Here is a 13868-nt window from a genome sequence, read left to right as displayed (position 1 = left end):
TCCGCGGGGAGGGGGTCGGCCTACGACTACAGACCCTCGCCGCGGCAGCTAAGGAGAAGCAGCCCGAAACGCATGATGCACCGAGCCTAGCCGAGCCGCGCCGTATCGCGAGGACCTGTTTCAGTATGCAAGACCCCCACGTCCGTTTTGCACCCTTTGTGGGTTACGTCTCGGTCTCTCCGGTGAGGTCCGGCGGATCCGTCAACGCGGCATGACGGCTTTCAGACAGTCGAATGAATCATGGTTGCGGCTAGTGACATCGAGGTGACCCACTGCCACATTTCCGGCATGGATGCCTCCCACACCCCTGACCACGCCCGCCTCCACCCCGTCTTCTGCACCGTCGTGCCGCCGCACCTGCTCGACCGGGCCGCCCGGTCCGCGGACTCCGCCCGCGCCGACGCCGCGCAGCGCACCCTGGAGCTGGACGCCTCCCTGCGGACCCGGCGCCGGATCAGCGCCGTCCGGGGGATCGCCCCGCCCGCGCCGGAAGCGCCCGCGGCGGACGGGCCCCGGCGGACGATCTACGACTCCCAGCACCGCACCCGGCTGCCCGGGAAGAAGGTCCGCGGGGAGGGGGCCGAGCCGAGCAAGGACGCCACCGTGAACCGCGCGTACGCCGGGCTGGGGGCGACGTACGACCTGTTCCTCAAGGGCTTCGGGCGGCGCTCGATCGACGGCTCCGGGCTCCCGCTGGACGCGAGCGTGCACTACGGCCAGGACTACAACAACGCCTTCTGGGACGGGCAGCAGATGGTCTTCGGCGACGGCGACGGCGACCTGTTCCTGGACTTCACCGTGTCCGTGGACGTCATCGGGCACGAGCTGACCCACGGCGTCACCCAGTACACCGCCAACCTCGACTACCACGGCCAGTCCGGGGCCCTCAACGAGTCGATGTCCGACGTGTTCGGCTCCCTGATCAAGCAGTACTCCCTCGGCCAGAACGCCGACGAGGCGGACTGGCTGATCGGCGCCGGGCTGCTCGGCCCGAACGTGACCGGGGTCGCGCTGCGCTCGATGAAGGCGCCCGGCACGGCGTACGACGACGACGAGCTCGGCAAGGACCCCCAGCCGGCCACGATGGACGGCTACGTCACCACCTCGCGCGACAACGGCGGGGTCCACATCAACTCCGGCATCCCCAACCACGCCTTCTACATCGTGGCGAGCGAGCTCGGCGGCAAGGCCTGGGAGCGGGCCGGGCAGATCTGGTACGACGCGCTCACGGGCGGGCAGCTGGAGGCGCGGGCGGACTTCGCGGCCTTCGCCCGGCTGTCCACGGCGGCCGCCGTCGCCCGCTACGGGGAGGGCGGCGCCGAGCACCAGGCCCTCCAGAAGGCGTGGGCGGCCGTCGGCCTGGGGTAGCGGGCCCTCCTGGGGTATGAAGGGCCGCATGCGGATCGAAGTGGTGCGGACGGGCGGTTTCGCGGGGATCGAGCGCCGGGCCGAGGTGGACACCTCGGGCCGGCCCGACGAGGACGAACTGCGGGCGCTGGCCCTGCTGGCGCTGCGGCCCGACCCGGCGGCCGGCCGGGGTGCGGGAGGGGTGCGGGACGGGTTCTCGTACCGGATCACGGTGGACGGACGGACGGTGTCCTGCCAGGACCCGCACCTCTCGGACGCCCAGCGGAGCCTGATCTCGCGGCTGCTGAAGGAGGGCGCCTGAGCGGGGTCCCGGAAAGCGGGTGACCGGGCGGGGCGGTTTTGCTTGGATGGCCGGATGAGCGAAACGATCTTGGCTGCCCTGGAGCGGTACTACGACACCGTCCCCCGCGTGGGCGGCGCGCGGGGCGAGGACTTCGGCCCGCTGACCCTCTTCGTCCAGGAGGGCGAGGGCTGGCCCTACTACGCGCGGCCCGCGCTGGGCGGCCCCGCCGACGTGCGCGTCGGGGACGTACGGAAGGTGCTGGAGAGGCAACGGGAACTGGGGGTGCCCGAGGCATTCGAATGGGTGGCCGAAACCAGCCCCTCCTTGCGGGCCGCCGTGGAGGCGGCCGGGCTGCACGTTCACGCGCACCCCCTGATGGTCCTGGACGCGGGGGCGCGGCCCCTGCCCCCGCACCCGGAGGTACGGCTGCTGGGCGCCGACGACCCGCTGCTGCGGGCCGCGGTGACCGTGCCCGCGCTGGCCTTCGCCGCGCCGGGGACGGCCACGGGCGAGGCCGGCACCGCCGAGCTGGCGGCGGCGCTGGAGGACCCGGGGACCGAGGCCCGCCGGGCCCGCGTCTCGGGAATGCTCGCGGACGGCCGCACCGGCATGGCGGCGGCGGTACGCGACGGGGTGGTGCTCTGCTCCGGCCAGTACAACCCGGTCGGCGAGGTCGCCGAGGTCGTCGGCGTCGGCACGCTGCCCGCCGCCCGCCGCCAGGGGCTGGCCCTCGCCGTGACGGCGGCCCTGGTCGCGCACGCGCTGGAGCGGGGGGCCCGGACCGTGTTCCTGTCGGCCGGCGACGAGGACGTGGCCCGGATCTACGGCCGGGCCGGCTTCCGCCGCGTGGGCACGGCCCTGATCGCGGAGCCCGCGGCGCAGGACGCCTGAGCCGGCGGACGGCGGGGCGGGGCGGGGCGGGGCGGGACAGCGGGGCGACGGGGCGGCGGGGCGGGACAGCGGGGCGACGGGGCGGGCGCTTTTTGCCGGAACGGCAACGATGTTTGCCGCCGGGCCCCGCCGGGCGCAGCATCGCCGGTGTCCCTGCCGGCACCACCGAGGAGGCCCCGTGGCCGACCACCAGCCGCACGACCGTCAGCACACCCCCGAGAGCGGCTTCGGCCGGGCGTACTGGGACGGCCGCTACCGCGAGAGCGAGCGGGTCTGGAGCGGCGCCGCCAACGCCGTCCTGGTCCGGGAGGCCGCGGACTTGACCGCCGGCCGGGCCCTGGACCTGGGCTGCGGCGAGGGCGGCGACGCGATCTGGCTGGCCCGGCGCGGCTGGCGGGTGACCGGGACCGACATCTCCGGCGTGGCCCTGGAGCGGGCGGCCGAGCACGCCGCCGGGGCCGGGGTCGCCGACCGGGTGCGGTGGGAGCGGCACGACCTGGCCGAGTCCTTCCCCGCCGGGGAGTTCGACCTGGTCTCCGCCTGCTTCCTGCACACCCTGGGGGAGTTCCCGCGCGAGCGGATCCTGCGGACGGCCGCCGCGGCCGTGGCCCCCGGCGGGGTGCTGCTGGTGGCCGGCCACGCGGGCTGGGCGCCCTGGCAGGACACCGCGGCCATGGACCCGGTCCGGCGCGCGGTGCGCTTCCCCACCCCCGACCGGGTCGTGGCGGAGCTGGAGCTGCCCGAGGGGGCCTGGGAGGTGCTGCTGGCCGAGGAACACGAACGGGTCCAGAGCATGCCGGACGGCACGCCCGGGACCCGGACGGACAACGCGGTGAAGGTACGGCGCCTGGTCTAGAAGCCGAGCTTGCGCAGCTGCTTGGGGTCGCGCTGCCAGTCCTTGGCGACCTTCACGTGCAGGTCGAGGAAGACCGGGGTGCCGAGCAGCGCCTCGATGTGCTTGCGCGACTTCATGCCGACCTCCTTCAGGCGCGAGCCCTTGGGGCCGATGATGATGCCCTTCTGGCTGGGGCGCTCGATGTAGACGTTGGCGTGGATGTCGAGCAGCGGCCGGTCCGCGGGCCGGTTCTCGCGCGGGATCATCTCCTCGACCACGACCGCGATGGAGTGCGGGAGCTCGTCGCGCACGCCTTCGAGGGCGGCCTCGCGGATCAGCTCCGCGACCATCACCATCTCGGGCTCGTCGGTGAGGTCGCCCTCCGGGTAGAGCGGGGGGCTCTCGGGCAGCAGCGGGGCGATCAGGTCGGCCAGCAGCTGGACCTGGGTGTCGCCGACCGCCGAGACGGGGACGATCTCGGCCCACTCGATGCCGAGTTCGGCGCCGAGCTGGTGGATGGCCAGGAGCTGCTCGGCCAGCGCCTTCGACTCGACCAGGTCGGTCTTGGTCACGATGGCGATCTTGGGGGTCTTCTTGATCGCCGCGAGCTCCTTGGCGATGAACTTGTCACCGGGGCCGAGCTTCTGGTCGGCGGGCAGGCAGAAGCCGATGACGTCGACCTCGGCCCACGTGGTGCGGACGACGTCGTTCAGCCGCTCGCCGAGCAGGGTGCGCGGCTTGTGCAGCCCGGGGGTGTCGACCAGCACCAGCTGGGCGTCGGGGCGGTGCACGATGCCGCGGACGGTGTGGCGGGTGGTCTGCGGCCGGTTGGAGGTGATCGCGACCTTGGTGCCCACGAGCGCGTTGGTCAGGGTCGACTTGCCCGCGTTGGGGCGGCCGACGAAACAGGCGAAGCCCGCGCGGTGCGGGGCGGTGGGCTCGGGGGAACGATCGCTCATACGGGCCATTCTCCCCGATGCCGCTCCCAGCGCCGACCAGGCCACCGCCACGAGGGTCAGGGCGAGTGCCAGAACGGGTGCGAGCAGGGGGTGCGCGGCGTGGTCGGCGCCGCCGGCGGCGGTGACCCCGGAGGCTTCGGCGCGCACCGTCAGCCGGGCCCACTCCAGGGACGGCGGACCGTCCCAGCGGGTGGTGAGGCGGGCCTGCTGACCGGGCAGCAGCTCGGCGGGCAGGCCCGTGAGCGCCCGGTGCAGCAGGGGCCGGCCGAGGGCCCCGGTGGCGGCGAGGACGGCGCGGGGCCGCAGGGTGACGTTGCCGAGGTTGCGCAGGGTGTACGAGACCTCCGCGCCCGCGCCGCCCGCGGAGGCGACGGCCCGTACGTCCTCCACCGCGAGGGCGGGCGCGGTGGGCCCCGCGACCCGCAGGTAGAGCCGGGCCCCGACGGCCTGCCGGATCCCGATGCCCGGGGCGGTGCCCGCGGCGGCCGGCGCGTCCTCCAGGGCCACCAGGGCGCCCGGGTGGTCCCCGGGTTCGGCCCGTTCGGGGACGGTCAGCTCGAAGCCGACGTCCACCGTCCCCCGGGCCGGCACGGTGACCCGGTCCCGCTCCAGCCGCACCCACCCGGCGGGGGCGCCGCGCGGCTCGTCGGGGCCGCGCAGGGCGAATCCGCCGTCGCGGGCGGTGTTGTGGGCGTCGGCGGCGTAGAGCCGGAAGGTGCGCGGCCGGTCGGTGCGGTTGGCGACGGTGACGGTGTCCCGGACGGTGGCGCCGGGGGAGGCGGCGAGGTAGAAGTACGGGCGCTGCCCGACGGCGGTGGCGACGGGCAGCACGGACCACTGCCCGTTGTCGGCGGCGGCCGCCGGCCGGGCGGGCGCCAGCAGCGCGAACAGCGCGAGGGCCGCCGCGGCCAGGGCGGCGGCCGCGGTCCGGATCACGACAGGGTCAGGGTCAGCACCGCCGTGTACGCCCCCGGCGGGGTGTAGGCGGGGACCCGGAGGGCGACCGTGGCGTCGACGGTGAAGGTGCCCCCGGTCAGGGGGGCGTCGGCGGTGGAGGCGAGGACCGCGCCGTCCGGGCCGACCGGGCCCGGGCTGCCCGGTGCGCAGGGGCTGGGGCTGCCCGGCGCGGCCGTGCAGGACGGGGTCCAGGAGAGTGAGCCTCCCGGGATGCGCAGGCCGCCGGGGCCCGCGAAGTCGCCGACCCGGCCGACCAGCGACCACCCCGCCGGGCCGCCCCGGGCGTCCTTGACGGTGACGGTGCCGATCCGGCCGGGGGCCGCGCCGCCGTCCCCGTACGGGACCGCGCCCAGGGTCACCGCGTCACCCGTCTGGGTCATGGCGAGGCTGCCCGGCTCGACGGTCGCCGTCAGCCGCTGGGTGCCGGGTGGTGTCACGGCCGGCTCGACCACCGTGTACGCGGCCGGGCCCGTGCCCCGCTGCGCCGACCAGGCCGCGCCCTCGTACGCCACCACCGCCGTCGTCGCCCGGTCCGTGACGGGCAGCAGCGCGGTGACCTCCCCTCGCGCGTCCGCGGTGGCCGCCACCCGGTCGGCGGTCTCGGCGGCGCCCGCGCGGCCGGTCACGGTCACGGCTGCGCCCGGGGCGAAGCCCGCCCCGGTGACGGTGACGCGGGCGCCCGGGGCTCCGTAGCCGGAGCCCAGCAGGACGCGGCGCAGGTTGGCGGTGGGCAGCTCGGTGACGGTGAGGCGCTCCGAGACGGGTGCGCCGGTGACGCCGCAGACCGTGTCCAGGTCGAGGAGGTGGCCGGTGTGGAGGGTGTAGGCGCCGGGGGCGAGGGTGATGTCGCCCGGGGAGGTGACGGTGAAGGTGCCGGTCATGGTGACGGCGGGCAGGGCGGCCCCCGTCGGCACGGGCTCGTTGCGCTTGGCGCCGACCACGGTGACCTCGCCGCTCTGCGCGCCGCTGAGCAGGACCGTCCCGGCCGGGGTGAGGACGTCGGCGGGCAGGGGTGCGGACAGTGGGTTCACCGCGGGGGACCGGGTTATCCGGTAGGTGACGGTCACGGTGTCGCCGACGCGCGGGGCGGGGTTGTCGACGGTGATCCGGGCCGTGGTGGGGCCGTCGGCGGGCGGCAGTCCGGCCTCCTGGGGCGGCAGGCAGTGCGCGGGGAACTCCACCTGCCCCGGGGACGTTTCCTCCACGGCGGCCGCCGGACCGCCCAGCGCTCCCCCGCTCGCGGCCGCGAGCACGGCCATGCCGACGGCCGCCCGCCATCCCCTGCTGCGCGCGCCTGTTCGCAACTGAGCCCCCCGCGTTCCGTCGCCCCGACAGGGGGACATTCACGAGCGGGCGGCGGGAGAAGTCAATGCACGGACCCGGCAGCGACTGATGGCCCATCAGAAGATGGCACCGTGGCCGCCGGAGCCGCCGGAGCCGCCCGCGAAGGGGCCTCCCGGAACGCCTCCGGGTCCGGCTCCGGGTCCGGCTCCGCCGCGCGGAAGGTGCGCCGGTAGGCCGTCGGGCTCACCCCCAGAGCCGCCTGGACGTGCTTGCGCAGCGACTGGGCCGTCCCGAAGCCCGTCTCCCGCGCCACCGCCTCCATCGGCAGCTCGGTGCGCTCCAGCAGCCGCCGGGCCCGCTCCACCCGCTGGGCGGTGATCCACTCGCCGGGGCTGACCCCCGACTCCTCGCGGAAGCGGCGCGTGAAGGTCCGTACCGACATGGCCTCCTGCCGGGCGAGGTCGACCAGCCGCAGCGGCTCGTGCAGCCGGTCGAGCACCCAGGCGCGAGCGGCCGAGGTGCTGGCCCGCTGCGGCTCGGGCACGGGCCGGTCGACGAACTGCGCCTGTCCGCCCTCCCGGTGGGGCGGGACCACGGTCCGCCGGGCGGTCTCGTTGGCGACGGCCGCGCCGTGGTCGCGGCGCACGATGTGCAGGCACAGGTCGATGCCCGCGGCGACCCCGGCCGAGGTCAGCACGTCCCCGTCGTCGGTGTAGAGCACGCCCGCGTCGACCCGTACGGCGGGGAACATCCGCTGGAAGTGCTCGGCGGAGGCCCAGTGGGTGGTGGCCGGGCGGCCGTCCAGGTAGCCGGCGGCGGCCAGGACGTAGCCGCCCGTGCAGATGGACACCAGCCGGGTGCCGGGCCGGATGTGGGCGAGGGCGCCGGCGAGCTCCTCGGTCAGCCGGCCCTCGCTGTGCACCGGCCCCAGCTCGTAGGAGGCGGGCACCACCACCGTGTCGGCCGTCGCCAGCAGCTCCGGGCCGTGTTCGACGTGGATCGCGAAATCGGCGTCCGTCCGCACCGGCCCGGGGGTGATCCCGCAGGTCAGGATCGTGTACAGGGGCCGCCCTGACGGGTCTTTGGCGCGGCCGAAGATCCGGTGCGGAATGCCGAGCTCGAAGGGCAGCAGCCCGGCGAGCGCGAGGACGACGACGCGGTGGGTCCGGGGACTGCGTTCCGTGGCCATGGCCCGATCGTAGCGAACCGTGTCGGTCAGGCCACTGTCGCCGGGGCCCCCGCAGGCCGGAAGCTGTCGGCGTGACGCAGACAGCACCCCCCTCCACGACCCGCGCGCCCGCTCCCCGCCGCGCCGGACGCATCCACCGCGCCTGGTTCGCCGCGGCCGTCGCCTTCGTGACGATCATCGGCGCGGCCGCCTTCGCCTCCCTCCCCGGACTGCTCATCGAGCCGCTGCACGCGGAGTTCGACTGGTCGCGCGGCACGATCGGCTTCGCGGTCTCCGTCAACCTCGCGCTCTACGGGCTCACCGCGCCCTTCGCCGCCGCCCTGATGGACCGTTTCGGCATCCGCAGGGTCGTCGCCCTCGCCCTGACCGTCATAGCCGGCGGCTCCGTGGCCACCGTGTGGATGACCGCCTCCTGGCAGCTGGTCCTGTACTGGGGCGTGCTCGTGGGGCTGGGCAGCGGTTCGATGGCCCTGGCCTTCGCGGCGACGGTGACCAACCGCTGGTTCACCGCCCGGCGCGGCCTGGTCACCGGCATCCTGACCGCCGCGGGCGCCTCCGGACAGCTGATCTTCCTGCCGCTGCTGTCCTGGCTCGTGGAGCACCACGGCTGGCGCCCGGCCGCCGTGACGGTGTCCCTCGCGGCCCTGTCCGTCGTCCCCTTCGTCTGGCTGCTGCTGCGCGACCACCCCGCCGACGTGGGCCTCGCCCCCTACGGCGGCACCTGGGCCGACAAGCCCGCGCCGGTCCCGGGCGCGGCGCGGCGAGCCGTCGGCGTGCTCTTCAAGGCGGCCCGGACGGGACCGTTCTGGCTGCTCGCGGGCACCTTCGCGATCTGCGGCGCCTCCACCAACGGCCTGGTCAAGACCCACTTCGTGCCCGCCGCCCACGACCACGGGATGCCGGTGACGGCGGCCGCCGGGCTGCTGGCGGTGATCGGCGTGTTCGACGTCCTCGGCACCATCGCCTCCGGCTGGTTCACCGACCGCTTCGCGCCCCGCCGCCTGCTGGCCGTGTACTACGCCCTGCGCGGGCTGTCCCTGCTGTTCCTGCCGGTGCTGCTGGCCCCGTCCGTGCACCCGCCGATGGTCTTCTTCATCGTCTTCTACGGCCTGGACTGGGTCGCCACCGTCCCGCCCACCATCGCGCTGTGCCGCGAGCACTACGGGGAGGACAGCGCGATCGTCTTCGGCTGGGTGCTGGCCTCCCACCAGGTCGGCGCGGCGCTGGTGGCCTTCCTCGGCGGCGTGGCCCGCGACACCTTCGGCTCCTACGACCTCGTCTGGTACGCGGCGGGCGGCCTGTGCGCGATGGCCGCCCTGATGGCCATGGTCATCCGCCGCCCCGCCGCGACCGCCGCCCCGGCCGCTACAGCGGTGGCTCCCTGAGCAGTTCGCGCAGCCAGCGGGCGCTGTCGGCGGCCCCGGAACCGGCCCCGGCCCCGGCCGCCAGGGCCTCGGGGAAGACCCGGCCCCAGGCCCCGGCCCGGCCGATGGCCCCGAGCCGCAGGGCCAGGCTCGCCGCGCGGCGCAGGCCGGCGGCGTCGGACCCCGCGCCGCCCCAGGGCTCCAGGTAGGCGTCCCGCAGCCGGGGCAGCACCTCGGACCCGTAACGCGCCCGCGCCGCCCTCAGGGGGACGAGCAGCCCGCAGAACGGGTGGGTGACGGAGGCGTCGCCCCAGTCGAAGAAGGTGAACCGGTCCGGTCCCGGGGCGAAGAGCTGCCCCTCGTGCAGGTCCGCGTGGTCGAGGGAGTCCGCGATGCCCGCGTCCGCGAGCTCGGCGCACCAGTCGGCGAGCCGGGGCCGCAGGGCCCGCAGCGCCCGGCGGTCGTCCCCGTCCAGGACGGTGTTCCCGGCGACCAGCCGGTCGAAGACCCCCGCCAGTCCGGCGGTCCGGGCCACGGGTACGCCGAGGGCCTCGATCTCCGCGGTGCGCGGCATCAGGGCCCGCTGGAGTTCGGCGTACCGGGCCAGCGGGGCCTCCCAGGCCCGCGGGTCGGCGGGGCCGCCGTCCAGGACGTCCCGGAAGAGCGGTCCGCCGTCCGGCAGCAGCGACCAGCCCCGGCCCGGGTCCACGGCCAGGGGCCGCAGCGAGTGGGCGGGGGCCCAGCGGGACAGGGCCTCGGTCAGCCCGGCCTCGAAGGCGCCGGCGGGCGGGTTCGCCTTGAACCAGACGGGGGTGCCGCCCTCGACGGCGATCCGGACCAGCACGGACCAGGGCCGCAGCCGGACCCGCCGCTCCCCCGTCGCCCGCAGGCCGTGCGCGGCGAGCGCGTCCCCGGCCCAGGCGAGGGCGGCGGCGCGCCACGGGGCCCGGTCCCAGGGGGTCACCCCCCTCGGATGGTCGCCCCGGTCCACCGCTGCCCGTACGTCTTCGCCCATCGGGCCATCCCACCACCGGCCGCTGGGCCGGGCCACCGGATTACCGGCGGGTGGTCAGGCCCCGGCGGGCGTGGTCGACTTCAGGGTGCCGTCCGGGCCGGCCAGCAGGACGGGGGTGGCGGGACCGCCGAGGTCACGGACCGCCGCACGGTCGGCTTCGGCCGGCGCGTCGGCCGCACTCACCACGGCCGCCGCCTCCAGGGACCGGGCGCCGCTGGCCACCGCCATCGCGACCGCCGTCTGCAGGGCGCTCAGCTTCAGGGACTCCAGCTCCACGGTGCCGGCGACGTACGTCCGGCCGGTCTCGTCGCGGACCGCCGCACCCTCCGGGACCCCGTTGCGGGCCCGGGCGCTGCGCGCCAGCGTGATGATCTTGCTGTCCTCGGGGTCGATCCCGGTGCCCACGGTGCTCTCGCTCATGGTCGAAAGCATAGGGAGCGCCCCGGCGCGGCCGTGAGACGACCCCGCCGAGGCGCCTCAGGACCGGTCGAGCCGCAGCCGCTCCGCCTTCGGCAGACCCGCCACGACCAGGTCGTACGAGTCCTCCACCAGCTCCCGCACCAGCGCGTCCGGCAGCTCCGCGACGGTCACCGTGTTCCAGTGCCGCTTGTTCATGTGCCAGCCCGGGACGATCGCCGCGTGCTCCGCGCGCAGCCGGAGGGCCTCCTCCGGATCGCACTTGAGGTTGATCTTCAGCGGCTCGGCGTCCAGCGCCGACAGCGCGAACACCTTCCCCAGCACCTTGAACACCGAGGTCTCCGGCGTGAAGGGGAACTCCTCGACCGCCGCGTTGAACTCCAGACAGAAGGCTCGCAGCTCCGCCGGGGTCATCCGTCCTCCTCCTCGCCGTCGGCCGCCGGCACCGGCTGCACCGGCTCCACCAGCACCGTCACGATCTTGTTGCGCCGCCCCGCCGGGGACTCCGCCGTCATCCGCAGCGGGCGCCCGTCCGGCAGCTCCACCACCGACGACGCACCGGCGATCGGAACCCGCCCCAGCGCCTTCGCCAGCAGCCCGCCGACCGTCTCCACGTCCTCGTCGTCGAAGGCCTCCACCCCGAACAGCTCGCCGAGGTCGGTGATGTCGAGCCGGGCCGTGACCCGGTACCGGTCGTCGCCCAGCTCCTCCACCGGCGCGATCTCCCGGTCGTACTCGTCGGTGATCTCACCGACGATCTCCTCCAGGATGTCCTCGATGGTCACGATGCCGGCGGTGCCGCCGTACTCGTCGATGACCACGGCCACGTGGTTGCGCACCGACTGCATCTCGCGCAGCAGATCGCCCGCGTTCTTCGTGTCCGGCACGAACACCGCCGGCCGCATCGCCGTGGAGACCAGGTCGCTCTCCGCGTCGCGGCTGATGTGCGTCCGGCGGACGAGGTCCTTCAGGTACACGATGCCGACGATGTCGTCCTCGTTCTCCCCCGTGACGGGGATCCGCGAGAAGCCCGACCGCAGGGCGAGCGTGGTCGCCTGACGGATCGTCTTGTACCGCTCGATGCACACCAGGTCGGTGCGCGGCACCATCACCTCGCGCACGAGGGTGTCGCCGAGCTCGAAGACCTGGTGCACCATCCGGCGCTCCTCGTCCTGGATCAGCGACTCCTTCTCCGCGAGGTCCACCATGGCGCGCAGCTCGGCCTCGGAGGCGAACGGCCCCTTGCGGAAGCCCTTCCCCGGCGTGAGCGCGTTGCCGATGAGGATCAGCAACTGCGGGATCGGACCCATCACCCGGGCCAGCGGCACCAGCACGTAGGCCGCGGCGGTCGCCGTGTTCAGCGGGTGCTGGCGGCCGATGGTGCGCGGGGACACCCCGACCGCCACGAAGGACACGAGGACCATCACCCCGATGGCCGCCAGCAGCGCGGTCCAGTTCTCCCCGAACGCGTCGAGGCACACGTACGTGACGAGCACGCCCGCCGCCATCTCGCAGGTCACCCGGACCAGCAGCGCCACGTTCAGGTAGCGGGTCGGATCCCCGGCCACCTGGGCGAGCTTGGCGCTCCCGCGCCTGCCCTCCCGTACGGCCTGTTCGGCGCGGAAGGCGGAGATGCGGGCGATGCCGGACTCCGCGCACGCCGCGAACCAGGCCACCACGACCAGCAGGACCGCGCCGGTGATCAGCTGGGGGGCGGTCACGAGACGGTGGGCGCCGGCGAGGGACCGGTCATGCCGCGCTCACCGCGCCAGCCGTCGACGATGGCCGCCTGGAGGCCGAACATCTCGGCCTTCTCGTCCGGCTCCTCGTGGTCGTAGCCGAGCAGGTGCAGCACCCCGTGGACGGTCAGGAGCTGGAGCTCCTCGTCCATGGAGTGCTGCGTCGGTGCGTCCTCGCCCTGCTTCTTCGCGACCTCGGGGCACAGCACGATGTCGCCGAGGAGCCCCTGCGGGGGCTCCTCGTCGTCCTTCGACGGCGGACGGAGCTCGTCCATCGGGAAGGACATGACGTCGGTCGGACCGGGCAGGTCCATCCACTGGATGTGGAGCTGCTCCATGGCGTCCTCGTCGATGACGATGACGGAGAGCTCGGACAGCGGGTGGATCCGCATCCGGGTGAGCGCGTAGCGGGCGATGTCGAGGATCGCCTGCTCGTCGACCTCGGTTCCGGACTCGTTGTTGACGTCGATCGACATGGTGCGCTGAGCTCTACTTCCGCTGGTGGCCGTTCGGGGCCGGGTGGGCGTCGTCGTACTTCTCGTACGCATCGACGATACGGCCGACCAGCTTGTGGCGGACGACATCCTCGGACGTGAGCCGCGAGAAGTGGATGTCCGGCACCCCCTCCAGGATGTCCTGCACCTGCCGCAGACCGCTGCGGGCCCCGCCGGGCAGGTCGACCTGCGTGACGTCACCCGTGACCACGATCTTGGAATCGAACCCGAGCCGGGTGAGGAACATCTTCATCTGCTCGGTGGTGGTGTTCTGCGCCTCGTCGAGCACGACGAAGGCCTCGTTAAGGGTGCGACCCCTCATATAGGCCAGGGGCGCCACCTCGATGGTGCCGGCGGCCATGAGGCGGGGGATCGAGTCCGGGTCGATCATGTCGTGCAGGGCGTCGTAGAGCGGCCGCAGATACGGGTCGATCTTGTCGAAGAGGGTGCCCGGGAGGAAGCCGAGGCGCTCGCCCGCCTCGACCGCGGGGCGGGTCAGGATGATCCGGCTGACCTGCTTGGACTGCAGGGCCTGGACCGCCTTCGCCATGGCGAGGTAGGTCTTGCCGGTACCGGCGGGGCCGATGCCGAAGACGATCGTGTTCTTGTCGATCGCGTCGACGTACCGCTTCTGGTTGAGGGTCTTGGGGCGGATGGTGCGCCCGCGGCTGGAGAGGATGTTCTGGGTCAGCACCTCGGCCGGGGTCTCCGCCTCGCCGCCACCGGTGCCGTTCGCCTTGAGCATGGCGATCGAGCGTTCCACTGCGTCCTCCGTCATCGACTGCCCGGTGCGCAGCACGAGCATCATCTCGTCGAACAGGCGCTGGATCAGGGCGACTTCCACCGCCGGGCCGATCGCGCTGACCTGATTGCCCCGAACATGGATGTCGGCCTTCGGGAAAGCCTTTTCGATCACGCGCAGCAGCGCGTCGCCCGAGCCGAGCACCGTCACCATCGGGTGCGTCGCCGGTACGGTGAAGTGGGCTCGCGCCTGGCCCGGCGCGGGGGTCTGGGCTGTCGGTGTCTGAGTCATGGGCCGGCACTGTGGCCTGCGCATACCTCCCGCTGAGGGG

Annotated in this window: 14 protein-coding genes; 5 read left to right on the top strand and 9 right to left on the bottom strand. The window is 74.3% G+C overall.

The features are described from left to right. The first annotated feature begins 288 nt into the window (after positions 1-288). From OG295_RS23235 to OG295_RS23220, 4 genes are all read left to right on the top strand, one after another. A complete protein-coding gene (locus OG295_RS23235; RefSeq protein ID WP_371678604.1) occupies positions 289-1368 on the top strand; it encodes a M4 family metallopeptidase in 1080 nt (359 codons plus the stop codon). 28 nt (positions 1369-1396) lie between these two features. After that, positions 1397-1669: a protealysin inhibitor emfourin gene (locus OG295_RS23230; RefSeq protein WP_266838926.1), complete on the top strand. Its 273-nt coding sequence runs from the start codon at positions 1397-1399 to the stop codon at positions 1667-1669. Positions 1670-1723: 54 nt separating this feature from the next. Further along, positions 1724-2542: a GNAT family N-acetyltransferase gene (locus OG295_RS23225; protein WP_371678603.1), complete on the top strand. Its 819-nt coding sequence runs from the start codon at positions 1724-1726 to the stop codon at positions 2540-2542. Between the two features lie 178 nt (positions 2543-2720). Beyond that, positions 2721-3398 (top strand): cyclopropane-fatty-acyl-phospholipid synthase family protein, encoded by a 678-nt coding sequence (locus OG295_RS23220; protein ID WP_371678602.1) that lies wholly within the window; start codon positions 2721-2723, stop codon positions 3396-3398. Here OG295_RS23220 and era read toward each other — a convergent pair. The 3 genes from era to OG295_RS23205 all read right to left on the bottom strand — a co-directional run bounded on the left by era (position 3395) and on the right by OG295_RS23205 (position 7766). Further along, on the bottom strand, positions 3395-4345 hold the full coding sequence (era, locus tag OG295_RS23215; protein WP_371681274.1) for a GTPase Era: 951 nt from the start codon (positions 4343-4345) through the stop codon (positions 3395-3397). The genes OG295_RS23220 and era overlap by 4 nt on opposite strands. Before the next feature lie 923 nt (positions 4346-5268). Continuing rightward, positions 5269-6552 (bottom strand): beta-xylosidase, encoded by a 1284-nt coding sequence (locus OG295_RS23210; RefSeq protein WP_371681273.1) that lies wholly within the window; start codon positions 6550-6552, stop codon positions 5269-5271. A gap of 107 nt (positions 6553-6659) precedes the next feature. Next, the gene (locus OG295_RS23205) at positions 6660-7766 is read right to left on the bottom strand and encodes a GlxA family transcriptional regulator (protein ID WP_371678601.1); all 1107 of its coding nucleotides are present in this window, start codon (positions 7764-7766) and stop codon (positions 6660-6662) included. A gap of 71 nt (positions 7767-7837) precedes the next feature. Here OG295_RS23205 and OG295_RS23200 point away from each other — a divergent pair, with 71 nt between their 5' ends. Then, positions 7838-9151 (top strand): MFS transporter, encoded by a 1314-nt coding sequence (locus OG295_RS23200; RefSeq protein ID WP_371678600.1) that lies wholly within the window; start codon positions 7838-7840, stop codon positions 9149-9151. Here OG295_RS23200 and OG295_RS23195 read toward each other — a convergent pair. From OG295_RS23195 to OG295_RS23170, 6 genes are read right to left on the bottom strand one after another with little or no spacing between them, the layout of a single operon-like run. Continuing rightward, positions 9132-10145, bottom strand: coding sequence for an aminoglycoside phosphotransferase family protein (locus OG295_RS23195; protein WP_371678599.1), 1014 nt, complete (start codon positions 10143-10145; stop codon positions 9132-9134). The two genes, OG295_RS23200 and OG295_RS23195, sit on opposite strands and share 20 nt — an antisense overlap. 54 nt (positions 10146-10199) lie before the next feature. Beyond that, a complete protein-coding gene (locus tag OG295_RS23190) occupies positions 10200-10577 on the bottom strand; it encodes a cytidine deaminase (RefSeq protein ID WP_371678598.1) in 378 nt (125 codons plus the stop codon). A 45-nt stretch (positions 10578-10622) separates the two neighbouring features. Beyond that, a complete protein-coding gene (locus OG295_RS23185; RefSeq protein WP_371678597.1) occupies positions 10623-10976 on the bottom strand; it encodes an MmcQ/YjbR family DNA-binding protein in 354 nt (117 codons plus the stop codon). Further along, on the bottom strand, positions 10973-12283 hold the full coding sequence (locus OG295_RS23180; protein WP_371678596.1) for a hemolysin family protein: 1311 nt from the start codon (positions 12281-12283) through the stop codon (positions 10973-10975). Before OG295_RS23180 ends, OG295_RS23185 begins: the two co-directional genes overlap by 4 nt. Continuing rightward, on the bottom strand, positions 12280-12777 hold the full coding sequence (ybeY, locus tag OG295_RS23175) for an rRNA maturation RNase YbeY (RefSeq protein ID WP_356210774.1): 498 nt from the start codon (positions 12775-12777) through the stop codon (positions 12280-12282). Before ybeY ends, OG295_RS23180 begins: the two co-directional genes overlap by 4 nt. A 13-nt stretch (positions 12778-12790) precedes the next feature. Further along, positions 12791-13828 carry a PhoH family protein gene (locus tag OG295_RS23170; protein ID WP_371678595.1) on the bottom strand — a complete coding sequence of 346 codons (1038 nt, stop codon included), beginning with the start codon at positions 13826-13828 and terminating at the stop codon, positions 12791-12793. Positions 13829-13868 lie beyond the last annotated feature (40 nt).

Origin of the sequence: Streptomyces sp. NBC_01276 (assembly GCF_041435355.1) — a bacterium.
Classification (GTDB): Bacteria; Actinomycetota; Actinomycetes; order Streptomycetales; family Streptomycetaceae; genus Streptomyces.
Note: the sequence above shows the minus strand (reverse complement) of the source record. Positions and strands in the feature narration are given on the sequence as shown.